This window comes from Phytopseudomonas daroniae (assembly GCF_004327275.1).
Lineage (GTDB): Bacteria > Pseudomonadota > Gammaproteobacteria > Pseudomonadales > Pseudomonadaceae > Aquipseudomonas > Aquipseudomonas daroniae.
This window is the reverse complement of the sequence record NZ_QJUJ01000004.1, coordinates 470,666-497,541: the sequence shown is the minus strand read 5'-3', so window position 1 is coordinate 497,541 and position 26,876 is coordinate 470,666. Positions and strand designations below refer to the sequence as shown.

Sequence of the window (26,876 nt, the reverse complement as noted above, 5' to 3'; positions counted from 1 at the left end):
AGTCACATCGGCCGCTGTCGGACACCTCTAGAATTCTCGCTACATCCATCAAAAGGACTACGCCATGACACGGCTGTCGCTGCTTATCGCCTCCGTTTTCCTGACTGCTAACGCCAGCGCCCTGGAGCTGGCCAAATATCCCAAGGTCTTCACCACCGGCAAAGGCGTTAGCGTTATCGTCGCGCCCAGCAGCGATGAGGGCCAGGCGCTGGTGCAAGTCCGCGGCATCAACAACCCACTGGACGAGGTGGTGCTGCTGACCGATGTGAAACAACGCGGTCAACAGGAAAGCGACTACGCCACCACCCTCGACGGCAGCGCCTATGTCCTGCTCGGCCAGCGCCAATCCTGGGGCGGTGAGTCCTATCAGCTGTACCTGCCCGGCAACCGGGAACCGCTGTACCTGGGCTTCGACGAGCAAGCCAGCAAGGCCGTCAAGCCCACCGAACTGCTCGCCCTCTACGAAAAACAGAAGAAGGATGGTGTGCAGGACACCCTCGCTCGCTTCGATCACGACAAGCGTCAGCAGTATCACGTCGAGCGCCTGCAGCAGATGGACGCGGAGGCCTCCGCCAGTTGCGGTAGCCCTGTGAAGACCGAGGTGGACTGGAAAGGCCTCGACGAGCAACTGCTGAAGGAGCTGAGCATCTCGGGCTTCTGTGGCGAAGTGGTGAATCAGCTCGGCAACCTGTGCAGCAGCTCCTCCGAGTTCAAGAAGCAGGCCGCCAAACTCAATACCGTACAGTGCAGCTTCGGCTCTGAAATGAAGGTTCGCGAGCAGGACGGCCGCATCGTCTTCACCACCGAGCGCGGGGCCGCTAATCAGGGCGACTTCATCAACGCCTTCCTGCGCAATCGCTGAGTTCAGAAAAACGGGCGGCCAACGCGGCCGCCCGCCCCTCCGCATTCGGAATCCCGAACGCAAAGCTGTCGAAAAACCGAACAACCGAATCCCAAGCGTCTTTCGACAGCTCGCCATAAAAATAAATATGTATATTTATCAAACATTTAGGCATCGACTAGGTATGGACATCTGCCTGGCACACATCCTGCTCCTTATCTGCCCAGGAATGCGATAGCTCTTCCACATAGAGGCACGTACCACGCTGTACGGCTTCGATAACAACAACACCGAGGAATCGACCGATGCGTATTGTCCCCCGCGTACTGGCTGTAGCCATTACCGCCGCCCTGATGTCCACCCCGGCACTCGCCGCCGAACTTACCGGTACTCTGAAGAAGATCAAGGATTCGGGCACCATCACCCTGGGTCACCGCGACTCGTCCATCCCCTTCTCGTATTTCGGCGACACCTCCAAGCAGCCGGTTGGCTATTCCCATGACCTGCAGCTCAAAGTGGTCGAAGAGCTGAAGAAGGAACTGGAGCTGCCCGATCTGAAGGTGCGCTACAACCTGGTAACCTCGCAGACCCGTATTCCACTGGTGCAGAACGGTACCGTGGATCTGGAGTGTGGCTCCACCACCAACAACGTCGAGCGTCAGCGTCAGGTCGATTTCTCCGTCGGCATCTTCGAAGTCGGCACCCGCCTGCTGGCCAAGAAAAGCGGCAGCGTGAACGATTTCGACGACCTCAAAGGCAAGAACGTGGTGACCACCGCCGGTACCACTTCCGAGCGCCTGCTCAAGTCCATGAACGCCGAGAAGAAAATGGGCATGAACGTGATTTCCGCCAAGGATCACGGCGAGTCCTTCCTGATGCTCGAATCCAACCGCGCCGTGGCCTTCATGATGGACGACGCCCTGCTGGCAGGCGAAATGGCCAAGGCCAAGAAGCCGGATGACTGGCACGTGGTCGGTACCCCGCAATCCTTCGAAATCTACGGCTGCATGGTTCGTAAAGGCGACGAAAGCTTCAAGAAGGTGGTCGACAAGGCCATCAGCGCGACTTTCGCATCCGGCGAGATCAACGACATCTACAACAAGTGGTTCCAGCAGCCGGTACCGCCAAAAGGCCTGAACCTCAATTTCCCCATGAGCGACGAGCTGAAAAAGCTGATCGCCGAACCGACCGACAAGTCTGCAGAGCAGATCTAACGGTGTAATGCCGCGCCCCTTTCACGAGAAGGGGCGTGCGCGGGGGAAGGGGAAGCCTGCGGCTTCCCCACCTAATTTCTGACGAAGCCAACGCTCATCCGCCCACGCGGATGCGGGTGACTGTTGCCCGGCAACCGGCTTCGCCGCATGACTCCACCTGAGGGGAAACCCGCATGAACTACAACTGGGACTGGGGCATATTCTTCAAGTCCACCGGCATTGGCAGCGAACTCTACCTGGACTGGTTCATCACCGGTCTGGGCTGGACCATCGCCATCGCGCTGGTCGGCTGGCTGATCGCCCTGTCACTCGGCTCGTTGCTCGGTGTGATGCGCACCATGCCGAACCGCCTGATCTCCGGCATCGCCACGGCGTACGTGGAAGTCTTCCGTAACGTGCCGCTGCTGGTGCAGCTGTTCCTCTGGTACTTCCTGGTGCCGGATCTGCTGCCCGAACCTCTGGAGCTGTGGTTCAAGCAGGATCTCAACCCTGCCACCTCGGCTTACCTGAGCGTGGTCGTGTGTCTGGGCCTGTTCACCGCTGCCCGCGTCTGCGAACAGGTACGCACCGGCATCCAGGCGCTGCCCGCCGGCCAGACCGCCGCCGCCTACGCCATGGGTTTCCGCCTGCCGCAGATCTACAGCAACGTGCTGCTGCCCCAGGCTTACCGGATCATCATTCCGCCACTGACCAGCGAATTCCTGAACATCTTCAAGAACTCCTCGGTGGCTTCGTTGATCGGCCTCATGGAACTGCTCGCGCAGACCAAACAGACCGCCGAATTCAGCGCCAACCTGTTCGAAGCCTTCACCCTGGCAACGCTGATCTACTTCACCCTGAACATGAGCCTGATGATGATCATGCGTGTGGTCGAGCGTAAGGTCGCCGTGCCGGGCCTGATTTCCGTGGGAGGTAAATGATGGACTTCAGTCAGATCATCCCTGCCCTGCCGGGTCTCTGGGAAGGCATGGCCATGACCCTGCAGCTGATGGTCATGGGCGTTATCGGTGGCGTGGTGCTGGGCACCCTGCTGGCCCTCATGCGCCTGTCGAGCAACGTGCTGCTGTCGAAGCTGGCCGCGGCCTACGTCAACTACTTCCGCTCGATCCCGCTGCTGCTGGTGATCACCTGGTTCTACTTCGCGGTGCCGTTCATCCTGCGCTGGATCACTGGCGAAGACACACCGGTGGGCGCGTTCGCCTCCTGCCTGGTGGCCTTCATCATGTTCGAGGCGGCGTATTTCTGCGAAATCGTCCGCGCCGGCATCCAGGCCATTCCCAAAGGCCAGATGGGCGCCGCTCAGGCACTGGGCATGACCTACGGTCAGACCATGCGCCTGATCATCCTGCCCCAGGCGTTCCGCAAAATGACCCCGCTGCTGCTGCAGCAGAGCATCATCCTGTTCCAGGACACCTCGCTGGTGTACACCGTCGGCCTGATGGACTTCCTCAATGCCGCCCGCTCGCGCGGTGACATTCTTGGCCAGCCCCACGAGTTCCTGATATTCGCCGGTCTGGTCTACTTCACCATCAGCTTCGCTGCCTCGCAGCTGGTCAAGCTCCTGCAAAAAAGGTTAGCCGTATGATTTCCATCAAGAACGTCAACAAGTGGTATGGGGACTTCCAGGTGCTGACCGACTGCACCACGGACGTCAAGAAGGGCGAAGTGGTCGTGGTCTGCGGGCCGTCCGGCTCGGGCAAGTCCACCCTGATCAAATGCGTCAACGCCCTGGAGCCGTTCCAGAAGGGCGACATCACGGTCGATGGCACTTCCATCGCCGACAAGAAGACCAACCTGCCCAAGCTGCGCTCGCGGGTCGGCATGGTATTCCAGCACTTCGAGCTGTTCCCGCACCTGACCATCACCGAAAACCTGACCATCGCGCAGATCAAGGTACTGGGCCGCAGCAAGGAAGAGGCCAAGCAGAAAGGCCTGGCCCTGCTCGACCGCGTCGGCCTCAAGGAACACGCGCACAAGCATCCGGGACAGCTGTCCGGCGGTCAGCAGCAGCGTGTAGCCATCGCCCGTGCCCTGGCGATGGATCCGGTGGTGATGCTGTTCGACGAGCCGACTTCGGCACTCGACCCGGAAATGGTCAACGAGGTGCTCGACGTGATGGTGCAACTGGCCCACGAAGGCATGACCATGATGTGCGTGACCCACGAGATGGGTTTCGCCCGCAAGGTCGCTGATCGAGTGATCTTCATGGACGCCGGCCAGATCGTCGAAGACTGCCCGAAGGAAGAGTTCTTCGGTGACGTGAGCGCGCGCTCCGAACGCGCCCAGCAGTTCCTCGCCAAGATCCTGCAGCACTGATGCAACCCTGTAGGAGCGGTGGGGGCGCCTAGCCTTGCTGGCGATAGCGATGGCAAGGTTCATGGCGGTATCACACCGAAACCCGCATCGCTGGCAAGCCAGCTCCTACAGTCCGCAGGATGGCGACATCCATATTGCGCAACGGGTATAGCGGGTTCAATCCCAGCGAAGCCCCACGAACACCTCGCCGCCCCACAACTGGCCAGCCCCGGAGGACTGTGATGCAATGCGCTCCCGCCAGTCTTCGTGTGGTGTCGCCCGCCTTGTCCGCCAAACCGCGCTACGCCCGTCACCTGCTGCTGACCCTGCTGATGCTGATTCTGGTCGCCGCTTGCGGCTACGCCGGTTATTACCTCAGCGAAAAGACCGGCATCCGAAACCTGATCGAGAGCGGCGAACGCCAGCTCGAGCTCAACGCCCGGGCGGTGGAAAGCGAAATCAACAAGTACACCTACCTGCCCAGCCTGCTGGAGCTCGAATCCAACGTCAGCCGTCTGCTGCTGACGCCCGACGCCTACCGTCGCCAACGCGTCAACGATTACCTCGAAGGCCTCAACCGGCGCAGCGGCAGTCTGGCCATCTACGTGATGGACACCGATGGGCGCGTACTCGCCACCAGCAACTGGCGCCAGCCCGATAGTTACCTGGGTGAAGACCTGTCTTTCCGTGCCTATTTCCAGGATGCGCTGCAAGGCGAGCAGGGGCGCTTCTATGGTATCGGCAGCACCACTGGCGAGCCCGGCTATTACCTGTCCCACGGCCTCAAGGCCAATGGCCGAATCATAGGCGTGGCGGTGGTCAAGGTACGTCTCGACCCACTGGAGCAGCGCTGGCAGCGGGCACGCCTGGAAGCCTACGTCAGCGACGAGAACGGCATCATCATTCTCTCCAGCGACCCGGCCCGGCGCCTCAAGGCCGTACGCCCGCTGAACGCCGATATCAAGGAGCGCCTGGCGCGCAGCCTGCAGTATCACTGGTCGGCGCTCGACGAACTGATCCCGCTGGCGCGCACCCCCGTGGATACCGATGTCGAGCAGGTCAGCTTCGCCGCTACCGGCGAGCAGAAGGTCAGTGAAGCGATCAACTACCTGTCGCAAAGTCGCCCACTGGAAGACACGCCCTGGCACCTGACCCTGCTCAGCCCGCTGCAGGATCTGCGCCGCGAGGCGATCAGCCACGGCATGCTGGCGGCTGTCGCCTTCGCCCTGCTGGCCTTCCTGCTGATCGCCTGGAATGAGCGCCGCAAGGTAATCGCCACCCGCCTCGCCGCCCGTGAAGCGCTGCAGCAGGCCAACAGCGAGCTGGAACGCAAGATTACCGAACGCACCGCCGATCTGCGCGCCAGCAACGACCGCCTCAAGGCGCAGATCCGCGAACGGCGGCAGGCCGAGAACACCCTGCGCCTGGCCCAGGACGAACTGGTGCAGGCCGGCAAGCTGGCGGTTATCGGGCAGATGTCCACCAGCATCGCCCATGAGCTCAACCAGCCGCTGGCCGCGCTGCGCACCCTGTCCGGCAACACCGTGCGCTTTCTCTCCCGGGGCTCGTACGACGTGGCCACCACCAACCTGCAGACCATCAACGAGCTGGTCGACCGCATGGGCAAGATCACCGGCAGCCTGCGTGCCTTCGCGCGGCGCTCCAACGACGGCGGCGAAGCCAGCCTGAGCAAAGCCGTGGAAGCCGCACTGCAGGTGGTACAGCCGCGCCTGGAGCGCACCCCGCTGAACATTCACCACCAGTTCGACGACGCACGCCTGGCGATCAACCAGACCCGCCTGGAACAGATTCTCGTCAACCTGATCGCCAACGCCGCCGATGCCATGAGCACCCAGGCGGATCGCCACTTGTGGCTGCAGGGTAGCGCCGATGGTGATCGCTATCGCCTGCGTGTGCTCGACAACGGTCCCGGCATAGCCCCGGCGGATCGCACGCATCTATTCGAACCCTTCTTCACCACCAAGCCCGGCGAGCAGGGCCTGGGGCTTGGCCTGACGCTATCGGCCAGCCTCGCGGCAGCCGCTGGCGGCAGCCTCAGCGCCGATCATCCGCCCCAGGGCGGCACCGCTTTCGAACTCAACCTGCCTCAGGTTGCCGCTGTCATGGAGACACCCGATGAATGACGACCTCACCGTGCTGATCGTCGAAGACGACCCCCACGTGCTGCTCGGCTGCCAGCAGGCCCTGGCCCTGGAAGATATCGCCAGCGAGGGCGTCGGCAGCGCCGAACAGGCCCTGCAACGCATCGACGCGGACTTCGCCGGCATCGTCATCAGCGACATCCGCCTGCCGGGCATGGATGGCCTGAAACTGCTGGATGAGCTCAAGCGTCGCGACCCGGCGTTGCCCGTCGTGCTGATCACCGGCCACGGCGATATCGGCATGGCAGTGGGCGCGATGCACGACGGCGCCTACGACTTCATGGAGAAACCCTTCTCCCCCGAGCGCCTGGTCGATGTCACCCGCCGCGCACTGGAACAACGCAGCCTGGCCCGCGAAGTGTCGTCGCTGCGCCGTCAATTGGCCGGCAAGCAGGCCCTGGAGCATCGGCTGATCGGTCGCTCGCCGGCCATGCAACAGTTGCGCGAACTGATCGCCAACGTCGCCGACACCTCGGCCAACGTGCTGATCGAAGGCGAAACCGGCACGGGCAAGGAACTGGTCGCGCGTTGCCTGCACGACTTCAGCCGTCGGCAGAACAAGGCCTTCGTCGCGCTGAACTGCGGCGGCCTGCCGGAAAACCTGTTCGAGAGCGAAATCTTCGGTCACGAGGCCCACGCCTTCACCGGTGCCGGCAAACGACGCATCGGCAAGATCGAACATGCCAACGGCGGCAGCCTGTTTCTCGACGAGATCGAGAGCATGCCGCTGAACCTGCAGATCAAGCTGTTGCGCGTACTGCAGGAACACAGCCTGGAACGCCTCGGCTCGAACCAGCCGGTGCAGGTCGACTGCCGGGTGATCGCCGCCACCAAGGCGGATCTCGATGAAGCCGGCAAGAACGGCCACTTCCGTAGCGACCTGTACTACCGCCTCAACGTGGTCACCCTGGAGTTGCCGCCACTGCGCGAACGCCGCGAAGATATCGCCCTGCTGTTCGAACACTTCCTGCAGCTCTCCGCCCTGCGCTTCGACCGCGCCGCCCCCGAACTGGATCGCCATACCCTGGCGGCGCTCATGGCCCATGATTGGCCGGGCAACGTGCGCGAACTGCGCAACGTCGCCGAACGCTTCGCCCTCGGCCTGCCGGCCTTCAAGAAAAGCGGTAACAACGACGGCGCCGCGCCGAGCTTCGCCGAGGCGGTGGAAGCCTTCGAACGCAACCTGCTGGTCGACGCACTCGAACAGCACACCGGCAACCTCAGCCAGGCCGCCCAGGCCTTGGGCATGGCCAAGACCACACTGTTCGACAAGGTCAAGAAGTACGGGCTTTAAGCTGCAAGCTGCAAGCTGCAAGCTGCAAGCTGCAAGCTAGCATGGCGTGCGCCTCAAGATCGCGATCAAGCTTTTGCTCTTACTTGAGGCTTGTGGCTTGCAGCTTGAAGCTGCTCTACCGCCCCACGCCGCCTTCGAGCTTGCGCCAGAGCAGGCGCACCGCTGCCTTGCGCGACATGCTCCAGCGATACAGACGGATCTCCAGCGGTATGAACCAGTGTTCCTTGCCGCACACCACCAGTTCGCCGCGAGCCAGCTCGGCGTTCATCGACAGCCGTGGCACCCAGGCCACGCCCAGGCCTTGCAGGGCCATGGCCTTGAGGCTGTCGGCCATGGCCGTCTCGTGCACGGTGGTGGAACGCAGCGCGCGCTGGCGTAGCAACAGGTTCACCGAGCGGCCAAGAAAGGTGCCGGCGCTGTAGGCCAGCAGCGGCACGCTCTGCCCCGCGTCCAGGTCATGAAGCGGCGCGCCGTGCTCGTCCACCGCACACACCGGCAGCATTTCGCTGCGCCCCAGATACAGCGAGGGAAACAGATCCGGCGCCAGTTGCACGGCGGCGTCCTGGTCGTGGTAGGCGAGAATCAGGTCACAGGTGCCTTCACGCAGGGAATGCACGGCTTCCCCGACGTTGGTGGCCACCAGCCGGGTGGTCAATGGCAGGCCATCGCGCCGCAAGCGGGCGATCCACTCGGGGAAGAAGCTGAAGACCAGGGAATGTGCCGCGGCAATCTGCAAGGCCTCGCCCTGCTGCCCCTCCAGGTGATGCAGATGGCGCACCACTTCACCCAACTGTTCGACCAGGCTGCGTGCGGTCAGCAGGAACAGCTGGCCGGACTCGGTCAATTCCACCGGTGTGCGCGAGCGGTTGACCAGGGTCAGACCCAGTACTGCTTCAAGGCTACGAATGCGCCGGCTGAACGCTGGCTGGGTGACGAAGCGTTTTTGCGCTGCCTGGGAAAAGCTGCGTGTGGAGGCCAGGGTGACAAAGTCTTCCAGCCATTTGGTTTCCAGGTTCACGGGGCATCCTCTACTCGCAAGCGCCACGCACACGTTTGGTGCAGCCAGGCGGTCACATCTACATTATGCCGATTACGCATAGGACAGCAAGCAACAGCATTGGCCAGCATTAGGTCAAAGTCCTTATTCTAAAGGCCATCGCGGTATCTTCCGCGCCTTTATGAGAATCGAGACATCATGTCCGCTGCTGCATTGTTTCGCGTCGAGAAAGACCTGCTCGGTACCCTCGAAGTCCCCGCCGAGGCCTACTACGGCATCCAGACCCTGCGTGCGCTGAACAACTTCCGCCTGTCCGGCGTGCCGCTGGCCCACTACCCGAAACTGGTCGTGGCTCTGGCCATGGTCAAGCAGGCCGCAGCCGACGCGAACCGCGAACTGGGCCACCTGCCCGCCACCAAGCATGCAGCGATCAGCGAAGCCTGCGCACGCATCATTCGCGGCGACTTCCACGACCAGTTCGTGGTCGACATGATCCAGGGCGGCGCTGGCACCTCGACCAACATGAACGCCAACGAGGTGATCGCCAACATCGCCCTGGAAGCCATGGGCCATGCCAAAGGTGAATACAAGCACCTGCACCCGAACAACGACGTGAACATGGCGCAGTCGACCAACGACGCCTACCCCACCGCCATTCGCCTGGGCCTGCTGCTGGGCCATGACACCCTGCTGGCCAGCCTGGACAGCCTGATCCAGTCCTTCGCCGCCAAAGGTGAAGAATTCAGCCACGTACTGAAGATGGGCCGCACCCAGCTGCAGGACGCCGTACCGATGACCCTTGGCCAGGAGTTCCGCGCCTTCGCCACCACCCTGGGTGAAGACCTGGCGCGCCTGCGCAGCCTGGCGCCGGAGCTGCTCACCGAAGTGAACCTGGGCGGCACCGCCATCGGTACCGGCATCAACGCCGATCCTGGCTACCAGTACCTGGCCGTGCAGCGCCTGGCGCTGATCAGCGGCCAGCCGCTGGTGCCGGCCGCCGACCTGATCGAAGCCACCTCCGACATGGGCGCCTTCGTGCTGTTCTCCGGCATGCTCAAGCGCACTGCGGTCAAGCTGTCGAAGATCTGCAACGATCTGCGCCTGCTCTCCAGCGGTCCGCGCACCGGCATCAACGAGATCAACCTGCCGGCGCGTCAGCCAGGCAGCTCGATCATGCCCGGCAAGGTCAACCCGGTGATCCCGGAAGCGGTCAACCAGGTGGCTTTCGAAATCATCGGCAACGATCTGGCACTGACCATGGCGGCCGAAGGGGGCCAGTTGCAATTGAACGTGATGGAGCCGCTGATCGCTTACAAGATCTTCGACTCGATCCGCCTGCTGCAACGTGCCATGGACATGCTGCGCGAGCATTGCATCAACGGCATCACCGCCAACGAAGCCCACTGCCGCGCCCTGATGGAGAACTCCATCGGCCTGATCACTGCGCTCAACCCCTACATCGGTTACGAGAACTCCACCCGTATCGCCAAGGAAGCCCTGGTCAGCGGCCGCGGCGTGCTGGAACTGGTACGCGAGGAGCAACTGCTGGATGACACCACCCTGGCCGAGATTCTGCGCCCGGAAAACATGATCGCTCCGCATCAGCTCAAGCCGCTGACGCCACCGGCCAAAGAGGCGGTTGAGCTGCAACGTTAAGCGCCTGTGGCAATCCGAAGCCCCATACCGGTTCACCGTATGGGGCTTCGCTCTTTCAGGACACGTTGCCGTTTGCGCGCCAGCGCGATACAACGGCAGCAGCCCAACAAAGAGAAGTCCCCTCATGACCGTCAAAGCCGCATGGTTCGTCTGTTTGCTATCCGTTTCCAGCGTCTTCGCCCTGCCCGCTCAGGCCGAATTGCCGCCGGGTTACCAGGTCGTGTTACAAACGGAAAACTTTCCGCCATTCAACATGGCCGACAACGAAAAGAATTTCGCCCGTGACGCCAATATCCAGGGTGTCAGCACCACCATCGTGCGCGAGATGTTCAAGCGTGCCGGCATCGATTACACCCTGAGTCTGCGCTTCCCCTGGAGCCGTATCTACGACTCCACCCTCGCGAATGCCAGCTACGGCCTGTTCTCCACTTCCATGAACGAAGCCCGTCGCCCGCTGTTCAAGTGGGTTGGCCCGATCGCCAAGGTCGAGCGCGTACTGCTCGCCGCGCCGGGCTCCAACATTCCCAACCTGAAAGATCTCGAACAGGCCCGCCAGTACCGTATCGGCAGCTACAAGGACAGTGCCGCCAGCCAGACCCTGGAAAAGGCCGGCCTGCAGCCGATCAACACGCTGCGCGATCCGGAGAACATCAGCAAGCTGACTCAGGGGCGTATCGACCTGTGGGGTACCACCGACCCGGTATGGCGCCACCAGGCCCGTCAGGCGGACGTCACCGGCCTGCGCAACGTGCTGACCTTCGATCGTTCCGACCTGTACCTGGCCCTCAACCTCGACACCCCGGACGAGGTGATCGCACGGCTTCAACAGGCACTGGATGAGATGAAGACCGAGGGTTACGGCACCTGCAACAAACATCCGGAGCTGTGCTGATAGCCGCTGCGCGTTCGCATCTTTCGGAGATAAGACGTTAGCGGACGCCTGGTAGGGTGGATCGGGGCGCGTAGCTGACGCTCTTTTCATCCACCATTGCGATTGCAGCCCGTAGGATGAGTCGGGCCGCGCAGGTGAAACCCATCAATTGCCGATGGGTTGCACCCATCCTACGACCTGGTTGAATACGCCCCCTCACTCCACCTCGAACAACCCATCGCGCACCGGCGCGTCGGCGAGGCGCTGGCGGATGTCCTCGTCGATGCGCGGGTCATCCGGCTGATAGAGCATCACCTGGCGGTAGGTGCTGATGCGGTTGATTTCCGTGCCCAGGAATTCCCACACCACGCGGGTGCAGGCCGGTGTGCGCCGGTCGCCGCTGGAGACGCCGGTCTTCAGGCCGTTGAGCCGCGTGATACGGCTCTTGAAGCTGGGGATCAGGATGGTCTGGCTCATCTCGTTGACCGTCAGCGATTCGTAGTCGATGAGAAACAGCCGATCCTGCAACTGGAACGCGGCGCCCAGGTAGCGGCAGCGCGCCGAGTCTTCCGCGAGCCCGCCGGTGGCGATCACCTGCCGCTCCTGACGCTCGAACAGGAAGGTGCCGCCCTCTTCGCGCATATGGATCAATGACAGCAGGATGGTGCCCGGCACCGACATGCAGTTGGCGTATTCGAAGTAGTAACCGCAATAGCGCGAAAGATCGCCGGATTGCTCACGCAGCGGTTGTAACAACGCGTGTAATGGATCCTGCTCGGCAGATGCACCGATGTGGGTGCCGCGCGCACCGATCAAGCGGACGAACTGATCACTGGGCAATCCCAGCTCATAACCCTCGACGCCAAAAAAGTCCCCAATCCGCTTGAGGTTATAGGCCGTCGGCTGGCTCTCTCCAGACAGGTATTTGTTGAACTGCGCACGGTTGATGCCGAGCTTGCGGCACACCTCCGCAATCGAACGGTAGTGGCTGCACAGCAACCGGAGATTCTCACCGAGGTGACTGGACATGGGCGGCTCAGATGATGCGAGTGAAGTGAATATAGCATCAACTAGCGCCATATCGAATCGACCCGCGAAATTGTATGACAAACAAACTTCACCAACCATGACGCCCCAAGAGGCAACGACCCGATCCCGGCGAGCCGAACAATCTATAAATACTGTACGGCTGCCCGCACCAGATACGCCTCGCACACATGCCCGATAGCGACTCACGAAGCCGTCGCAGCCAGCAAAACACGCCGATCAGACCGCGCAGAACGATAGCCACAACCGCTGCCTGCGTAACACGGATCCTTTCCCACGAATCACCTAACAAAAACAGGAAGAGTGCCATGCTCGATCTACTCAATGACTTAATCTGGAGCAAAGTACTGATCGTCATGCTGGTGGGCCTCGGGCTCTACTTCAGCATCCGCTCGCGTTTCGTTCAGTTCCGCTATTTCACCAGCATGTTCCAGATTTTCAGCCAGGCCCTGGTGCGCAAGCCGGGGCAGCTCAGTTCGTTCCAGGCGTTGATGCTCAGCGTCGCCGGCCGAGTCGGTGCCGGCAACATCGCCGGCGTGGCGGTGGCCATCACCCTGGGCGGCCCTGGTGCGGTGTTCTGGATGTGGCTGGTCGCGCTGGTCGGCATGGCCACCAGTTACTTCGAGTGCTCCCTGGCACAGCTGTACAAGCGCAACGAAGGTGACGGCACCTACCGCGGCGGCCCGGCCTTCTACATTCTGCATGGCCTGGGCCAACGCTGGCTGGCGGTGGTGTTCTCCATCCTCCTGCTGGTCACCTTCGGTTTCGGCTTCAACGCTCTGCAATCGTTTACCGTGGCCAGCTCCATGCACGACACCTTCGGTATTCCCGAGTGGATCAGCGGTGTCTTTCTGGTGTGCATCATTGGTCTGATCATCTTCGGCGGCATCAAACGCATCGCCAAGTTTGCCGATGTACTGGTGCCGGTCATGGCCGGCTCGTACATCGCCATCGCTCTGTTCGTCATCGGCAGCAATATCTCCCAGGTGCCGGATGTCCTCATGTTGATCGTGCGCAGCGCCTTCGGCCTTGAACCGGCATTCGCTGGCGGCATCGGTGCGGCCATCATCATGGGCGTCAAGCGTGGCCTGTTCTCCAACGAGGCCGGCCTGGGCAGTGCGCCGAACGTGGCCGCCGTGGCCGCCGTGGCGCACCCGGCTTCCCAGGGCGTGGTGCAGTCGCTGAGCGTGTTCATCGATACCCTGATCATCTGCACCTGCACCGCGATGATCATCCTGCTATCGGGCACCTACGCGCCAGGCAGTGAAGTGGGTGGTGTGATCCTCACCCAGAGCGCTCTGGCCTCCATTGTCGGTGAGTGGGGACGGGTATTCATCAGCATCGCCCTGGCACTGTTCGTGTTCACCACCCTGATCTACAACTACTACCTGGGTGAGAACGCGCTGGGGTTCTTCAGCAAGAGCCGCCTGATGCTGCAAGTCTATCGGGTACTGGTGATCGTGCTGGTGATGTGGGGCTCGACCCAGGATCTGGGCACCGTGTTCGGCTTCGCCGACGTCACCATGGGCCTGCTGGCCATCGTCAACCTGATCGCCATGGCTCTGTTGTTCAAGACCGGTCTGCGTCTGATGAACGACTATGACGCGCAGATCAAGGCTGGTGTGAAGACGCCGGTATTCGATCCAGCCAAGTTCGCCGACCTGGAACTGGACAAGACCTCATGGCCTGCTTTGAGGCAGGAGCAAGCGATCCAGGACACTCAGCCACGCTGAGACACACGGCGCAGCGTGCCGCGCTCGCGTGGCACACTGCCTGATAACCGTACCCGATAGCGCTGCCCGCCTCAGGGTGTCTCGCCGCAGCGGATCGGACTTCGCCTTCGCTTGCACTTAAGGTGCCCTATGCCTTCCTTGAATGTCCTCGTGCTCTATACCGGAGGCACCATCGGCATGCAGATGAGCGCTGCCGGCCTGGCCCCGGCCTCCGGCTTCGAGGCGCGTCTGCGCGCACAACAGACAGAACAGTCCGAACAGGTGCCCACGTGGATTTTCCGTGAGCTGCTGCCGCCGATCGACAGCGCCAACATGAGCCAGGACAACTGGCTGGCGATGGTCGCGGCGATCCGTCAGGGCGTCGAGCAGCATGGCTGCGACGGCGTGCTGGTGCTGCATGGCACCGACACCCTGGCCTACAGCGCCGCAGCGTTGAGCTTCCTGCTGCTGGGCCTGCCGGTGCCAGTGCTGCTGACTGGCTCCATGCTGCCAGCAGGCGCCGAGAACAGCGATGCCTGGCGCAACCTGTTCGGCGCGATGCAGGCATTGCACGACGGTGTTCAGCCGGGCGTGCACCTGTACTTCGACGGAGCGTTGATGCATGGCGCTCGCGTCAGCAAACTGCGCAGCGATGCCTTCGACGCGTTCCAGATCGTGCCGCGCCTGCGCCAGGGCGAGCGCCTGGCCGAGCTGCCCGCGCACATCGACTTCCGCCAGCCGCGTCAGCCGGTCAACCTGCTCAGCCTGCCGCTGATCCCCGGCTTGCGCGCCAGCCACCTGCACGCGTTGCTGGGCAGCGGCGTGCAAGGCCTGCTGCTGGAATGCTACGGCAGCGGCACCGGCCCGTCCGATAACACCGAGCTGCTCGAGGTGCTGCGCGAAGCCCACGCACGCGGCGTGGTGCTGGCTGCCATCAGCCAGTGTCCCCAGGGACATGTGGAATTCGGTGTCTACGCAGCGGGCAGTCAGTTGGCCTCGGTTGGCCTGGTATCGGCCGGCGGCATGACTCGCGAGGCAGCGCTGGGCAAGCTGTTCGCCCTGCTGGGCGTCGGCCTGGCGCAGGCTGAAGTGGAACGTTTGTTCGCGCTCGATCTGTGCGGTGAGTGCGCCGAAGACTGACCGTCAACAACGAAAGCAGCGGCGTGATCAGCTCCAACAACGAGGCGGCCATCCCGCCTTGCCCACGCAAACGCGTCAGTACGTCATCAACAACGCGGGTACCATCGAGCAGGTCGGCCCCCTATCGGCGACGAATGCGCGATCAAGGCCGACCTCGATTACACCGGCCTGCGCAACGTGCTGACCTTCGATCGTTCCGACCTGTCCTGGCCCTCAACCTCGACACCCCGGACGAGGTGATCCACGGCTTCAACAAGCACTGGATGAGGGTTACGGCACCTGTAACAAACATCCGGAGCTGTGCTGATAGCTGCAAGCTAGAAGCGAGCCATAAATTATTTCTTATGGCTCCCCCCTCCTACTGCACCTCGAACAAGCCGTCGCGCACCGGGGCCGCCAGGCGCTGGCGGATGTCCTCACCGATGAGAAACGGGCGATCCTGCAACCGGAACAGCGCCCCCATATAGCGGCAGCGAACTCCTACCGGAAGTGTCGGCCGCGACCCCGAGAACTTTCGGGTATATGGAGTATCGGGCGACTGATCGTGGGGTGGTCAACTTCCCGCCCAAGCAGATCGGGCCCGCTCGCCCGGAATGCCTGATCACCGGCCTCCACTACGCCAAGGGGCCCGTGTCGCTGTGCGCCCCGACCACGACGACATCCCCTCTGCACCCGGCTACTATGAACCGACCCGGCATGCGTCCAGCAGCGGCTGGACGCTTTCGTCCTTCGACGGTAACCCGAGGAAGCGGCGTACCCGCTCGCTGGCAGGGCGCTCGAAGAAAGCGTCGGGAGTCCCGCGCTCCAGGATCACTCCGCGCTCGAGGAACATCACTTCGTCCGATGCCGCCCGGGCGAACGCCATTTCATGGGTCACCACGATCATGGTCTGCCCTTCGGCCGACAGCGCCTGCATCACCGCCAGCACCTCGCCGACCATCTCCGGATCCAGGGCGGAGGTCGGTTCGTCGAACAGGATGACTTCAGGGTGCATGCACAGTGCCCGGGCGATGGCGACCCGCTGCTTCTGGCCGCCGGACAGGGTGTGTGGATAGACGTCCTGCTTGGCGGCCAACCCCACCTTGTCCAGCAGCGCACGCGCTTCGGCCTGCGCCTGGCTGCGTGGCACGCCGAGCACATGGATGGGCGCCTCCATGACGTTTTGCAGTACCGTCAGGTGGGGCCAGAGATTGAAGCCCTGAAACACCATGGCGGTGCGTGCGCGCAGCCGTGCCAGGGCGCGATCGGGCATGCGCCGGCCATCGGCCTCGCGCACGCCCATGCGCTGGCCGGCGACGCGGATCACGCCGCGATCCGGCTCCTCCAGCCAGTTGATGCAGCGCAGCAGCGTGGACTTGCCGGAGCCGGAAGCCCCGAGCAGGCTCAGGGTGCGGCCGCGGGTGACCTGCAGGTTGATATCGCGCAGCACCTCCACGCCATCGAAGCTCTTGGACAGGTGTTGTATCTCGACCACGATGTCGCTCATGACGCCAGACCTCGTTTTGCCGCACAGCGACCCAGGGCGCGGGTCAGCGCCTCGATGGCCAGGCTGATCAGCCAGTAGAACCCGACCGCCACCACGAAGGCCTGGATCGGGATGAAGTGGGTGGATTGGATCGCTGTCGCCGCCCCGGTCAGTTCGATCACGGTGATGAAGGTCAGGAAGGCCGTGTCCTTCAGGCAGATCACCAACTGGTTGCCGAGCATCGGTGCGCTGCCCAGCACCAGTTGCGGCAGCAGGATGCGCCGGTACAGACCGCCGGTGGCATAGCCATGGGCGCGGGCGGCATCGACCTGTCCCTTGGGCAATACGCTGCGCGCACCGCGCAGGATCTCGGTGACGTACAGGCCGTGATAGGCGATCAGCGCCACGTAGCCGGCGACCCACGCATCCAGGCGCACGCCCAGCAGCGGCAGGCCGTAGTACAGCAGGTAGAGCAGCACCAGGAACGGCAGCAGGCGTACCCCATCGATCAGGATGCGCAGCAGGCGCCGGGCCGGCGTGATCCGCCCCTCCAGCAACGGCAGCAGGAGCGCGGCCAGGATGAAGGCGCCCACGGCGGCACCGACGAAAAGCGCCAGGGTGGTGGCGAAACCGGACAGCAGTTGAGCCCGTTCGGCCCACAGGATGTACCAGGCGTCCATGGAATCTCCTTTACATGGCCAAGCGCAGCGTGCGCTGCTCGGCAGCGCGTTGCAGCCGCACCAGGCCATAGATCAAAAGCATGTAGAGCACGGCGGCGGCCAGCAGCGGCGGCATGGGCTCGAACGTCGCAGCGGAGATGCGCTGGGTGGTGCGGGTCAGCTCGACCAGACCGATCACCGCCACCGCCGGGCTGGCCTTGACCAGGAAGGTCGCCTCGTTGACCAGCGCCGGCAACCCGCGCAGGAACATCTGCGGCAATGCGATGCGGCGCAGGGCCACGCCAGGCGTCATGCCGACGCTCTTGGCGGCTTCCAGTTGCTCGCGCGGAAAGCTCTCCAGGGCGGAACGCCAGATCTCCGCATTGAAGGCCGTGGTGTTCAGCGTCAGGGCCACGATGCCGACCACCGCGGGACTGAGATCCAGGCCCAGGTGCGGTGCGGCGATGAAGATCATCAGCACCAGGGTCACCAGCGGCGTGGCCCGGGTCAGGCTGACGTATCCGGCCAGGGCCTGGGCGACGAAAGGGACGCGCGCCGCGCGCACGAGCGCCACGACCAGGCCGAGGGCGATCCCCAGGACGATGGACAGGACCGATATCCAGAGCGTGACCCACGCGCCCTGCAGCAGCAACAACCAGGCATTGGCATCCATGTGCGGTTCCTCGTGCAGGTGCCTTGCGGCACCTTGTGGATCAATCGACGGTGGTCAGGCTGTGGAACTGCTCGGCCGAGGTGATGGCTTCGCGGGGCAGCTCCGGAAAGTCCTGCCCGAACCACTTCGCCTGCAGCTCGCCCAGCCGGCCGCTGTCGCGCAGGTGGTTGACGAAGTCGGTAAGGAAGGCGAGCACTTCCGGCCTGTCCTTGGCGATCATCCAGCCGTGGAAACCGGGGCCGGAGACCGGCAGGCCCAGGGCGAAGCGGCCCGGATGCTCCTCGACCACGGCGCGGGCGCCGATGATGGTGTTGATGGCGTAGTCGAGCCGGCCGCTGGCCAGGTCGGCGTAGACCTCGGGGTAGGACGGATACTCGACGACCCTGCCCAGCTTGCCACCCGTGCGCTCGAGCATGGCCTGCAACTCCGGCAGGCGGGCGAGCTGGGCACTACCGGCCTGGACACCGACGGTCTTGCCGTCCAGGTCGGCGATGCTGGCGAGACTTTCATCGTCGGCACGGCGGATGAAATAGTGGGTGGCCGCGGCGGTGGGTGCGACGAAGTTGAACGCCTTGAGCCGGTCGGTGGTGACGATGGTGCCGGTGACGGCGGCGTCGTAGCGGCCTGCGGAAAGCGCGGCCATCATGCCCGCCCAGGGAATGATGCTGCTGCGGATCTCGAACGGCGCGTACTGGCGCAGCTCGGCGATCATGTCGTGGTTGAAACCGCTGGGCTTGCCGTTGTCGACGAACTCGAACGGCCTGAAGTCATCCTCGGTGACGACATGCAGGTAGCCGCGCGCCTGAATCGCGTCGAGGTCGCCGGCCTGGAGCAGCGAGGTGAACGACAGGGTCAGTGCCAGAGCAAGGGTGTGCAGGATGGAACGTGGGTGAAGCTTGCAAATGCGCATCGTCGGTTCTCCCGGTAAGGACACGGAAGGCAGGTGCGAAGTCGGAGAGACGTTAGTTATGGGAACTGCAGGTGCCACCGTCTCTGTGGCGGGCCGGGCGTCAGTGCCGCCAGGTCGGGTCTTGCTTGTCGAGCAGGCGCTGGATTGCCGCGAAATGGGCCTCGGCATAGAGCTCGGCCTGTGCCTGAAAATCCGCACTGACGCGCTCGGCCTGCTGTTCGGAAATCAGCGCCAGCGGTCGCCCACAGGACTGCGCCAGCACCTGAACCTGGGCGGCACGCTCCAGGTAATAGAGGTTGTCGAAGGCCAGGGCCACGCTGGCTCCGATGACCAGGGGGCCATGGCACTGCAGCATCAGCACCGACTTGTCGTCCAGCAGCCCCGCCATGCGCGCGCCCTCGGCGTCGTCCAGGGCAAGACCGTTGAAGCCGCCGAACTCGTCGTCATAGGCGATACGACCATGGAAGCGCACCGCGTTCTGGTGGCACAGCTCAAGACGGCCCCGCTCGGTGCCAAGAATGGCGCAGGCATAAGGCATGTGGGTGTGCAGCACGCACACCGCCCGGGCATTGGCGCGGTGAATGCTGGAGTGGATGTGGAAGGCGCTGGCCTCGACCTCGCCCTGCCCGGCGACCACCCTGCCCTCGCCATCGAGCAGCAGCAGGTCGCTGGCACGCATCTCGGCGAAATGCACGCCGAAGGGATTGATCAGGTAATGATCCGCAAGACCCGGCGCCATCACGCTGAAATGGTTGCAGGTGCTCTCGTGCAGGCCGAGCTCGGCCGCCCAGCGGAATGCGGCAGCCAGTTGCTGGCGTCTTTGCTGGATCTCCGGTGAATCGAACAAGGATTGGCTCATGGATACCTCTACAACGATCGGTGGGTGAAACAGTTCAGGCGAAGAGCAGCTAGACGCCGCGCAGGTTGGGGAACTCGTACAGCGGCCTGGGCGCAGCGTCTCCTTGGTGTTCACTGCACTCGGCTGATGGCCTGATCCAGCAGATCCAGGCCGAGGTCGATTTCGGCCTCGCTCACGGTGAGCGGCGGGGCGATGCGGAATACCCCGCCCATGCCCGGCAGCTGGACGATGTTCATGCTCAGGCCGAGGTTCATGCATTCTCGCGTGATCGCCGCACCGAGATCGGAAGCCGGCTCCTTGGTTCGCCGATCCTTGACGATCTCCAGGCCCAGCAGCAGGCCACGACCACGCACATCGCCGATGCACTCATGGCGCGCCTGCAGGGCCCGCAGACCATCCTTCAGGCGCTTGCCCATGGTGTTGGCGCGGCCGACCAGGCCATCGCGCTCGACCACCTCCAGCACCTTCAGGCCGACCGCTGCCGGCAGCGGGTCGGAGACGTGCGTGGTGTAGAACAGGTAGCCCAACTCATGAGCACGCTCCTCGATCGCCGCCGAGGTGACCACCGCCGCCAGCGGCAGGCCGGCGCCAAGGGTCTTGGACAGGGTCAGGATGTCCGGGGTGACGCCCTCACGCTCGCAGGCGAACAGCATCCCGGTGCGGCCGATGCCAGTCTGCGCCTCGTCGAGGATCAGCAGCATGCCGCGCTCCTCGCACTTCTTCTTCAGCGCCGCCATGTAGCCGTCGGGCAACTCGATGATGCCGCCGGAACTGAGGATCGGCTCGGCGATGAAGGCCGCCAGGCTGCCGCTGGACTGGCGGTCGATCAGCTCGAAGGCGTAGTCCAGCTCGGCCAGGTAATCGTATTCGCCGTTGCGCTCGAAGCGTGGGCGGTAGGGGAACGGCGCCGGAATGGCGAAGGAACCCACCGCCGCCGGGCCGACACCGCGACGCCCGGCGCTGTACGTCGCGGAAGCAGCGGCGCCGGTCATGCCGTGCCAGGACTGGGCAAAGCCGACGATCTCGTACTTGCCGGTGACCAGCTTGGCCATGCGAATCGCCGCTTCGTTGGACTCCGCCCCGGTGCTCAGCAGCAGCGCGCGGTCGAGGCCCGCCGGGGTCTTCTCCGCCAGTTTCGCGGCCAGCTCCACCACCGGCCGCGAGAGCATGCCACTGAACAGGTGGTCGAGGCGGTGGGCGTACTCGCCGACCACCGCGGCAATGTCCGGATGGCTATGGCCGAGCACGGCACTCATCTGCCCGGAGGTGAAATCCAGGATCGGCCGATCGTCTGCGTCGAAGACAAAGCTGCCTTGCGCCCGCTCGATGATCAGCGGTGCGAATTGTCCGCCGTAGCGGATCAGGTGCTTGCGCGCATTTTCCCAGAATACCGGCTCCAGATTCCCCGACACGTCCATTCCCTCCACAAGTAATTACTCAAGAGCTTGCAGATTAGGCGCAGAAATGCATTTATTAAATCTAATACTTTTTATATGAGACTTAAGGAGTGTTTATATCTTGGGAGTATCTCTCGATATCGAACTGCTGCGTTCCTTCGTGATCATTGCGGAAACCCGTGCCCTGTCCCGCGCCGCGGATCGCGTGGCCCGCACCCAGGCGGCCCTGAGCCAGCAGATGAAGCGGCTGGAGCAATGCGTCGGCCAACCGCTACTGCATCGCACCGGCCGAGGCGTGGTGCTCACCCAACAGGGGGAGCAATTACTGATTCACGCCCACCGCATTCTGCGCTGCCACGACGAGGCATTGGCCGAGTTGTCGGATCGAGGCCTGAGCGGCACGCTCAGATTCGGTTGCCCGGACGACTACGCCACGATCTTTCTGCCCGCACTGCTGAGAGGATTCGCCAGACGCCACCCCCTGGCCCAGGTGGAAGTCGACTGCGCGCCCACGCCGCGACTGCGCGAGCGCCTCGCACAGCACACCGTGGATCTGGCCCTGGTGTCGTGGCCGGAGGGCGAACGTCCCGAAGCCGTCATCCGCCGCGAACCCCTGGTGTGGGTCGGCCACCCCACCACGTCCGCACTGGACTTCGATGTCCTGCCGCTGGCGCTGTCCCATCCCGACACCCTGGATCACCTGGCCGCCTGCCACGCCCTGCGCACAGTCGCTCGTCCTTTCCGTATCGCCTACGCCTCCAGCAGTCTGGCCGGCCTGACCGCGTTGGTGCGCTCAGGCCAGGCCATCGCGGTCATGACCCAGACGGCGGTTCCCGACGACCTGCAGATCCTGCAGACCGGCGCGGCCTTGCCACCATTGCCCAGCGTGGGCATTGCCCTGGAATACGATCATGAACCGCCCTCCCTGCTGGTCGAGGCATTCGCCCAACATGTGCAGGCGTCTCTGCCGGATCTCTAGACCATTCAACGGACAGCGGCCGGCGGCGCCAAACCTGCATGCCCGCAGTGCAAAAACGCCTCGTGCTCTATTACCAACGGTACCATCGGCATGCAAATGAGCTCTGCCGGCCTCCGGCTTCGAGGCGCGTCTGCGCGCACAACAGACAGGGCAACCCGAATAGGTGCCCGCGTGAATTTTCCGCGACTGGCGGCATGACTCGCGAGGCAGCGCTGGGCAAGCTGTTCGCCCTGCTCGGTGCCGGCCTGGCGCAGGCTGAAGTGGAACGTTTGTTCGCGCTCGATCTGTGCGGTGAGTGCGCCGAAGACTGACCGTCAAATCTCCGTAACATCATGTGGGCATAGTCGCTGGCCTTATTATTCCAACGACTGGTGCCCCATGCCTCGACTGAATCCGCTGTTGCGACCCCTTCCCCTGGTACTCGCCCTGCAGGCCGCTCTCGCCGGCCAGGCCGTCTGGGCCGATTTCACCGTTGGCGCAGGTACCACCCAGACCACCGGGCAAACACTGAACGATGGCAACACCGGCACCGTCGAACAAGGCGGCACCCTGAGCATCAGCGGTACCACCGTGGCGGTCGACGTCAAGACTGGCACCTCGGAGTTGAACAACGCAGGCACCATCGAGCAGACCGGCAACGCTCGTGCCATCGATGCCAACGCCGGCACGCCGAGCCTGACCATCAACAACGAAAGCAGCGGTGTGATCAATTCCAACAGCGCGGCGGCCATTCGCCTCGCCCGCGCGAACGGCCAGTACCTCATCAACAATGCGGGCACCATCAGCAGTGCCGAACGCGCCATCCATATCAACGGCGCCAGCTCGAGCCTGACCCTCAACAATACCGGCACCATCAGCACCAGCGGCACGGGCGAAAGCGCCCTCCACCTCAACGCAGAGAACGGCTCGTACGTCATCAACAACGCGGGCACCATCGCGCATACCGGCACACAACGCGCCATCGATGCCAACGCCAACGGGCAGACACTGACCATCAGCAATGAAAAAACCGGTGTCATCAGCTCCAGCGGCGCACAGACCATCCGCCTCAACAAGGAGGACGGCCAGTACATCATCGACAACCAGGGCACCATCGAGCAGGTCGGCACCGCTATCGGCGGCGAACGCGCGATCAAGGCCGACCTCAATTACACCAGCGAGCACAACCAGATCATCAACGGTGCCGTGGACAATCGCACGGCAGTGATCAGCTCCACCGGCAACGACGCCCTGCGCCTGGGCAGCAACTTCACCCTGACCAACTACGGTCATATCTTCTCCACCGGCCTGGTCAACACCAGTTGCCCTGACTACATGGCGGCCTCGGTAGGCTGCGGAGCCGACGTCTCCGCCGCCGATGGCGTGGCCATCGAGAACGAACGCGCCAACGTCGCCATCCTCAACCACGGCACCATCACCGGCCCGCGCCATGGCATCGACGGCGGCGACCCGCTGGCCGCCAACGCGGACAGCAACCTGATCGGCCTGGAGCGCCTGATCATCCGCAGCGCGGGCGGCGATGGCGTGACCTTCGACAAGGTGGTCGACGGCATCACCACCGAGAACATCCAGATCCTCAACCCGGTGGTGATCAACTACGCCGATGGCCAGATCATCGGCAACAACGGCTCCGGCGTCGGCTTCGACGGTCATGGCGTGGTGTTCAACTACGGGTTGATCAGCGGCAACTACGCCGGTGCCGGCAACGTCTACGACCACGAAGGCCTGGGCCTGACCATCGACAACGGCGATGGTGACGGCGTCGACATCGACGGCATCGCCTACGTCGAGAACTACGGTCGCATCGAAGGCACCGGTGCCGGCGGTTTCGACTCCGGCGGCAACCCCAACGGTGCGGACGGCATCGCCGCCGGCGGCGGCACCATCATCAACCATGCCGGCGCCAGCATCTTCGGCCAGTCCAAAGGCATCCTCATCGACGACGGCGCCGCCGGTACCGCGGTAGCGAGCGGTCGCGGCACCAGCACCGCCTTTGGCGGCGTGGTTCGCATCGAGAACGCCGGCAGCATCATCGGCGCGGACGAAGCCGCCATCGGCCTGGTCGGCAACTTCGACGACGTGCTGATCAACCATGCCGGCGGGGTCATCCGTGGCGGCCTCGACACCACCCGCGTCGACGAGGACAACAGCACCACCGCAGCTGCAGCCGTACAGATGGGCGGCGGTAACGACAGCCTGATCAACGCCGGCCTGATCGAAGGCCTCAACGGCCTGGCCGTGGATCTGGGCGATGGCGACGACAGCCTGACCGTGCTTTCCACGGCACGCTTCATCGGCAGTGTCGATGGCGGTGCGGGCATCGACAAGGTAGTGCTCGACGATGCCGCGGGGGGCCGTTTCGGCAACAGCCTCAACTTCGAAAATCTGGATGTACGCAGCGGCACCTGGAGCCTGGACAGCGACGACTTCAGCGCCAGCACGCGCATCTACAGTGGTGCCAGCCTGCTCAACCTGGGCACCCTGCAGGGCGATGTGCAGGTCGACAACGGCGCAACCTTCGGCGGCGGTGTCATCGGCGGCAACCTGAACCTGGCCAGCGGCTCGACCCTAGCGCTGACGGTCAGCCCCGGAGGCGCCAGCAATACGCTCAGTGTCGGCGGCGATGTCGCCCTGAACGGTGCCAACCTGCGCATCGATGCGCTTCCGGGAGACTACCCACTGCAGAGCAGCTATCAGGTGCTCCAGGCTGACGGTGCGATTACCGGCACCTTTGCCGATTTCAGCAGCAACCTGGCCTTCCTTACCCCAACCTTGCAGTACGGTGCTCACAACGTCGATCTGACCCTGGCACGCAACGACCGCAGCTTCGCCGACCTGGCGCGCAGCGCCAACGGCCGTGGCGTGGCCAATGTCCTGGAGGCCCAGGGTAGCGGTGCGCTATACCAGGCCCTGCTGACCAGCAGCACGGGCAGCGCCTCCAGCGCCCTCGATCAGTTGGCCGCCAGCAGCAATGCCAGCCTGATGACCGCCAGCCTGGCCGGCAGCGCCCTGGTGAGCAGCAGCATGCTTGGCGCCATGCAGCAGATGGGCGGCAGCGCCAATCTGCAGACCTCCCTGCTGCGCGAGAACGCTCCTCTGCTCGCCGCCAATGGCATCCCCAACGAAGCCCGCAACCTCAACGACCCACGCGCACAGGGCCGCCTGTGGCTGCAGGGCCTCGGCAGCCACGGCAAACTCGACGGTAGCGACGGTGCTCATGACCTGACCCAGGACACCCGCGGCGTCGTGCTCGGTGCCGACTGGGCGCTGGATTCGGTCTGGCGTGTCGGCGTGCTGGGCGGTTATGCGCGTACCGATGTGGATGCTGGATCCGGCACCTCCAGCGATATCGACAGCCTGCACCTGGGGATCTATGCCCTGCGCCAGAGCGGCCCCTTCGCCCTGCGCCTCGGTGCCGCCTACAGCCGCCACGACAACAGCAGCAAGCGGCAGGTGGAGTTCGCCGGCTTCAGCGATCGCCTGCGTGGCGACTACGACGCCAATAGCCAGCAGGCCTTCGCCGAGCTGGGCTATCAGGTCGCCAGCGGCCGCCTGCTTGCCGAGCCCTTCGCCGGTATCGGCTACCAGCGCTACAGCCACGAATCCTATGACGAGAAAGGTGGCGCCGCGGCACTGCATGTCGACAGCCAGAAGCAGGACAATCTCAGCAGTACGCTGGGGCTGCGCCTGGCCCATCTCGGCACCCTGGATAACGGCATGAGCCTGACTCCGCGAGCCAGCCTCGGCTGGCGCCACACCTACGGGAACCTCGACAGCAGCGCACGGCAGTCATTCCTCAGCGGCGGCAGTGCATTCAGCGTCGAAGGCAGCGCCCTGGATCGCGACAGCCTGCTGGTCGAAGCAGGGCTGGATCTGGGCATCAGCCCGACTCAGACCCTGGGCGTCGGCTATAGCGGTGAGCAGGGCAGCAAGGCGCAGAACCATGGCCTGGTGCTGCAGTGGCAGTCGCGCTTCTGATCGGTGGGTAGGCGGCATGCCCGGCAGAGGTTCGCTCTGCCGGGCATGCTCAGGTCAGATTTTCGACGTTTCGGCATGGATACCATGGGTGAGGCAGAAGCGGCCCTTCGCAGGCTGCGACGATGCTTCCCTGCCGCTATCTCCTCATAACAACACCCTGCCTGCATCGATCCGTGGAGCACGTCATGGAACCAGGCGCGCCTAGCCGGTATAGTTCCGCGCCGGCCGAGTAGCGGCCGTTTCCGTATCCACTCCCGCCCCACAAGGACGTCACTGCATGCCCCTGCTTCGCCCCAGCATTTTTCTCTTGCTCATCCTCGCCATCACCGGCTGCTCGACCAAAGCCTTCTTCAAACTGCCGGAGCACAGCACCGTCAGCATCAACGAGCGCAGCGAGCAACATTCGCAAGGGCTGGTCAAAGTTCGCCCGTTTTTCTGGAACCGCAGCAGCGGTGTGCCGTACAAGCTGACCAGCGCCACCGGAGAAACCCTCTCCGAAGGCAAGTTGCGCACACGCTTTCGCGTGGTCTCGATCTTCTGGCCGCCGTACAGCATCATTTACTGGCCGATGGGCTTTCGCGAAAGCTGCTATGACCTGACTGGCGTCACGCCGGGCAGCTGCCTGCCAAACGACCAGATGCTGCTGCGCAAAGAATATCGCGACACCCATTGATCTCCCGGCTGCCACCACGGCCGCCTGCGACCATCAGGGATCGAAGCGTGCTTC

Annotated in this window: 22 protein-coding genes and 1 pseudogene; 15 read left to right on the top strand and 8 right to left on the bottom strand. The window is 63.6% G+C overall.

Going from position 1 to position 26,876, the window contains the following annotated elements; genetic code table 11:
* Window positions 1-64: 64 nt before the first annotated feature.
* The 7 genes from DNK10_RS13085 (at window position 65) to aauR (ending at window position 7,806) form a co-directional block, all read left to right on the top strand.
* Entirely contained in the window at window positions 65-862 is a 798-nt protein-coding gene (locus DNK10_RS13085) for a hypothetical protein (protein ID WP_131191849.1), read from the top strand.
* A 284-nt stretch (window positions 863-1,146) separates the two neighbouring features.
* Entirely contained in the window at window positions 1,147-2,055 is a 909-nt protein-coding gene (locus DNK10_RS13080; RefSeq protein WP_131179292.1) for a glutamate/aspartate ABC transporter substrate-binding protein, read from the top strand.
* Between the two features lie 173 nt (window positions 2,056-2,228).
* On the top strand, window positions 2,229-2,975 hold the full coding sequence (locus DNK10_RS13075; protein ID WP_131191848.1) for an amino acid ABC transporter permease: 747 nt from the start codon (window positions 2,229-2,231) through the stop codon (window positions 2,973-2,975).
* Window positions 2,972-3,640: an amino acid ABC transporter permease gene (locus tag DNK10_RS13070; RefSeq protein WP_208738819.1), complete on the top strand. Its 669-nt coding sequence runs from the start codon at window positions 2,972-2,974 to the stop codon at window positions 3,638-3,640. Before DNK10_RS13075 ends, DNK10_RS13070 begins: the two co-directional genes overlap by 4 nt.
* Complete coding sequence (locus tag DNK10_RS13065) at window positions 3,637-4,371, top strand: amino acid ABC transporter ATP-binding protein (RefSeq protein WP_131179295.1); 735 nt, start codon at window positions 3,637-3,639, stop codon at window positions 4,369-4,371. The genes DNK10_RS13070 and DNK10_RS13065 overlap by 4 nt, the downstream gene beginning before the upstream one ends.
* A 221-nt stretch (window positions 4,372-4,592) precedes the next feature.
* Window positions 4,593-6,494 (top strand): sensor histidine kinase, encoded by a 1,902-nt coding sequence (locus DNK10_RS13060; protein WP_131179296.1) that lies wholly within the window; start codon window positions 4,593-4,595, stop codon window positions 6,492-6,494.
* Window positions 6,487-7,806: a two-component response regulator AauR gene (gene aauR, locus DNK10_RS13055; protein ID WP_131191846.1), complete on the top strand. Its 1,320-nt coding sequence runs from the start codon at window positions 6,487-6,489 to the stop codon at window positions 7,804-7,806. Before DNK10_RS13060 ends, aauR begins: the two co-directional genes overlap by 8 nt.
* Window positions 7,807-7,921: 115 nt before the next feature.
* Here the strand turns inward: aauR and DNK10_RS13050 are convergent, their stop codons facing one another.
* Entirely contained in the window at window positions 7,922-8,824 is a 903-nt protein-coding gene (locus tag DNK10_RS13050) for a LysR substrate-binding domain-containing protein (RefSeq protein ID WP_131179298.1), read from the bottom strand.
* 177 nt (window positions 8,825-9,001) lie between these two features.
* On the opposite strand from DNK10_RS13050, the gene aspA reads away from it, so the two are divergent.
* Together aspA and DNK10_RS13040 are read left to right on the top strand one after the other, a co-directional pair.
* Window positions 9,002-10,459 (top strand): aspartate ammonia-lyase, encoded by a 1,458-nt coding sequence (aspA, locus tag DNK10_RS13045; RefSeq protein WP_131191845.1) that lies wholly within the window; start codon window positions 9,002-9,004, stop codon window positions 10,457-10,459.
* Window positions 10,460-10,583: 124 nt separating this feature from the next.
* Window positions 10,584-11,351, top strand: a complete 768-nt coding sequence (locus tag DNK10_RS13040) for a substrate-binding periplasmic protein (RefSeq protein ID WP_131179300.1) — start codon at window positions 10,584-10,586, stop codon at window positions 11,349-11,351.
* Window positions 11,352-11,546: 195 nt separating this feature from the next.
* Here DNK10_RS13040 and DNK10_RS13035 read toward each other — a convergent pair whose 3' ends face one another.
* Entirely contained in the window at window positions 11,547-12,359 is an 813-nt protein-coding gene (locus DNK10_RS13035) for a helix-turn-helix domain-containing protein (protein ID WP_131191844.1), read from the bottom strand.
* A gap of 326 nt (window positions 12,360-12,685) precedes the next feature.
* Here DNK10_RS13035 and DNK10_RS13030 point away from each other — a divergent pair, with 326 nt between their 5' ends.
* Window positions 12,686-14,110 carry an alanine/glycine:cation symporter family protein gene (locus tag DNK10_RS13030; protein WP_131191843.1) on the top strand — a complete coding sequence of 475 codons (1,425 nt, stop codon included), beginning with the start codon at window positions 12,686-12,688 and terminating at the stop codon, window positions 14,108-14,110.
* 129 nt (window positions 14,111-14,239) lie between these two features.
* A complete protein-coding gene (locus DNK10_RS13025; protein WP_131179303.1) occupies window positions 14,240-15,229 on the top strand; it encodes an asparaginase in 990 nt (329 codons plus the stop codon).
* A 679-nt stretch (window positions 15,230-15,908) separates the two neighbouring features.
* Here DNK10_RS13025 and DNK10_RS13010 read toward each other — a convergent pair.
* From DNK10_RS13010 to DNK10_RS12985, 6 genes are all read right to left on the bottom strand, one after another.
* On the bottom strand, window positions 15,909-16,715 hold the full coding sequence (locus tag DNK10_RS13010; RefSeq protein ID WP_131191842.1) for an amino acid ABC transporter ATP-binding protein: 807 nt from the start codon (window positions 16,713-16,715) through the stop codon (window positions 15,909-15,911).
* Window positions 16,712-17,374: an ABC transporter permease subunit gene (locus tag DNK10_RS13005; RefSeq protein ID WP_131191841.1), complete on the bottom strand. Its 663-nt coding sequence runs from the start codon at window positions 17,372-17,374 to the stop codon at window positions 16,712-16,714. The genes DNK10_RS13010 and DNK10_RS13005 overlap by 4 nt, the downstream gene beginning before the upstream one ends.
* Before the next feature lie 10 nt (window positions 17,375-17,384).
* Entirely contained in the window at window positions 17,385-18,026 is a 642-nt protein-coding gene (locus DNK10_RS13000; protein WP_131191840.1) for an amino acid ABC transporter permease, read from the bottom strand.
* A 40-nt stretch (window positions 18,027-18,066) separates the two neighbouring features.
* Entirely contained in the window at window positions 18,067-18,936 is an 870-nt protein-coding gene (locus DNK10_RS12995; protein ID WP_131191839.1) for a transporter substrate-binding domain-containing protein, read from the bottom strand.
* 100 nt (window positions 18,937-19,036) lie between these two features.
* Complete coding sequence (locus tag DNK10_RS12990; protein ID WP_131176266.1) at window positions 19,037-19,795, bottom strand: aldolase; 759 nt, start codon at window positions 19,793-19,795, stop codon at window positions 19,037-19,039.
* A 110-nt stretch (window positions 19,796-19,905) separates the two neighbouring features.
* Window positions 19,906-21,207, bottom strand: a complete 1,302-nt coding sequence (locus DNK10_RS12985; RefSeq protein WP_131191838.1) for an aspartate aminotransferase family protein — start codon at window positions 21,205-21,207, stop codon at window positions 19,906-19,908.
* Between the two features lie 106 nt (window positions 21,208-21,313).
* On the opposite strand from DNK10_RS12985, the gene DNK10_RS12980 reads away from it, so the two are divergent.
* The 4 genes and pseudogenes from DNK10_RS12980 (at window position 21,314) to DNK10_RS12965 (ending at window position 26,822) form a co-directional block, all read left to right on the top strand.
* Complete coding sequence (locus DNK10_RS12980) at window positions 21,314-22,171, top strand: LysR family transcriptional regulator (RefSeq protein WP_131191837.1); 858 nt, start codon at window positions 21,314-21,316, stop codon at window positions 22,169-22,171.
* A 188-nt stretch (window positions 22,172-22,359) separates the two neighbouring features.
* Window positions 22,360-22,482 (top strand): annotated as a pseudogene (locus tag DNK10_RS12975) (asparaginase); the annotation flags it as partial.
* Window positions 22,483-22,549: 67 nt separating this feature from the next.
* Window positions 22,550-26,149: an autotransporter outer membrane beta-barrel domain-containing protein gene (locus DNK10_RS12970; RefSeq protein ID WP_131191836.1), complete on the top strand. Its 3,600-nt coding sequence runs from the start codon at window positions 22,550-22,552 to the stop codon at window positions 26,147-26,149.
* Between the two features lie 277 nt (window positions 26,150-26,426).
* Window positions 26,427-26,822 carry a hypothetical protein gene (locus DNK10_RS12965; protein ID WP_131179305.1) on the top strand — a complete coding sequence of 132 codons (396 nt, stop codon included), beginning with the start codon at window positions 26,427-26,429 and terminating at the stop codon, window positions 26,820-26,822.
* The last annotated feature ends 54 nt before the right edge of the window (window positions 26,823-26,876 follow it).

Bases quoted from the DNA above. Each gene is read 5' to 3' on its own strand.
- DNK10_RS13060 (WP_131179296.1), top strand. From the start codon at position 4,593: ATGCAATGCGCTCCCGCCAGTCTTCGTGTGGTGTCGCCCGCCTTGTCC.
- DNK10_RS13040 (WP_131179300.1), top strand. From the start codon at position 10,584: ATGACCGTCAAAGCCGCATGGTTCGTCTGTTTGCTATCCGTTTCCAGC.
- DNK10_RS12990 (WP_131176266.1), bottom strand. From the start codon at position 19,795: ATGAGCCAATCCTTGTTCGATTCACCGGAGATCCAGCAAAGACGCCAG.
- DNK10_RS13075 (WP_131191848.1), top strand. From the start codon at position 2,229: ATGAACTACAACTGGGACTGGGGCATATTCTTCAAGTCCACCGGCATT.
- DNK10_RS12970 (WP_131191836.1), top strand. From the start codon at position 22,550: ATGCCTCGACTGAATCCGCTGTTGCGACCCCTTCCCCTGGTACTCGCC.
- DNK10_RS13070 (WP_208738819.1), top strand. From the start codon at position 2,972: ATGATGGACTTCAGTCAGATCATCCCTGCCCTGCCGGGTCTCTGGGAA.
- DNK10_RS12995 (WP_131191839.1), bottom strand. From the start codon at position 18,936: ATGCGCATTTGCAAGCTTCACCCACGTTCCATCCTGCACACCCTTGCT.
- DNK10_RS13030 (WP_131191843.1), top strand. From the start codon at position 12,686: ATGCTCGATCTACTCAATGACTTAATCTGGAGCAAAGTACTGATCGTC.
- DNK10_RS13065 (WP_131179295.1), top strand. From the start codon at position 3,637: ATGATTTCCATCAAGAACGTCAACAAGTGGTATGGGGACTTCCAGGTG.
- DNK10_RS13010 (WP_131191842.1), bottom strand. From the start codon at position 16,715: ATGAGCGACATCGTGGTCGAGATACAACACCTGTCCAAGAGCTTCGAT.
- DNK10_RS13025 (WP_131179303.1), top strand. From the start codon at position 14,240: ATGCCTTCCTTGAATGTCCTCGTGCTCTATACCGGAGGCACCATCGGC.
- DNK10_RS12965 (WP_131179305.1), top strand. From the start codon at position 26,427: ATGCCCCTGCTTCGCCCCAGCATTTTTCTCTTGCTCATCCTCGCCATC.
- DNK10_RS13035 (WP_131191844.1), bottom strand. From the start codon at position 12,359: ATGTCCAGTCACCTCGGTGAGAATCTCCGGTTGCTGTGCAGCCACTAC.
- DNK10_RS13000 (WP_131191840.1), bottom strand. From the start codon at position 18,026: ATGGATGCCAATGCCTGGTTGTTGCTGCTGCAGGGCGCGTGGGTCACG.
- DNK10_RS13080 (WP_131179292.1), top strand. From the start codon at position 1,147: ATGCGTATTGTCCCCCGCGTACTGGCTGTAGCCATTACCGCCGCCCTG.
- DNK10_RS13005 (WP_131191841.1), bottom strand. From the start codon at position 17,374: ATGGACGCCTGGTACATCCTGTGGGCCGAACGGGCTCAACTGCTGTCC.
- aspA (WP_131191845.1), top strand. From the start codon at position 9,002: ATGTCCGCTGCTGCATTGTTTCGCGTCGAGAAAGACCTGCTCGGTACC.
- aauR (WP_131191846.1), top strand. From the start codon at position 6,487: ATGAATGACGACCTCACCGTGCTGATCGTCGAAGACGACCCCCACGTG.
- DNK10_RS13085 (WP_131191849.1), top strand. From the start codon at position 65: ATGACACGGCTGTCGCTGCTTATCGCCTCCGTTTTCCTGACTGCTAAC.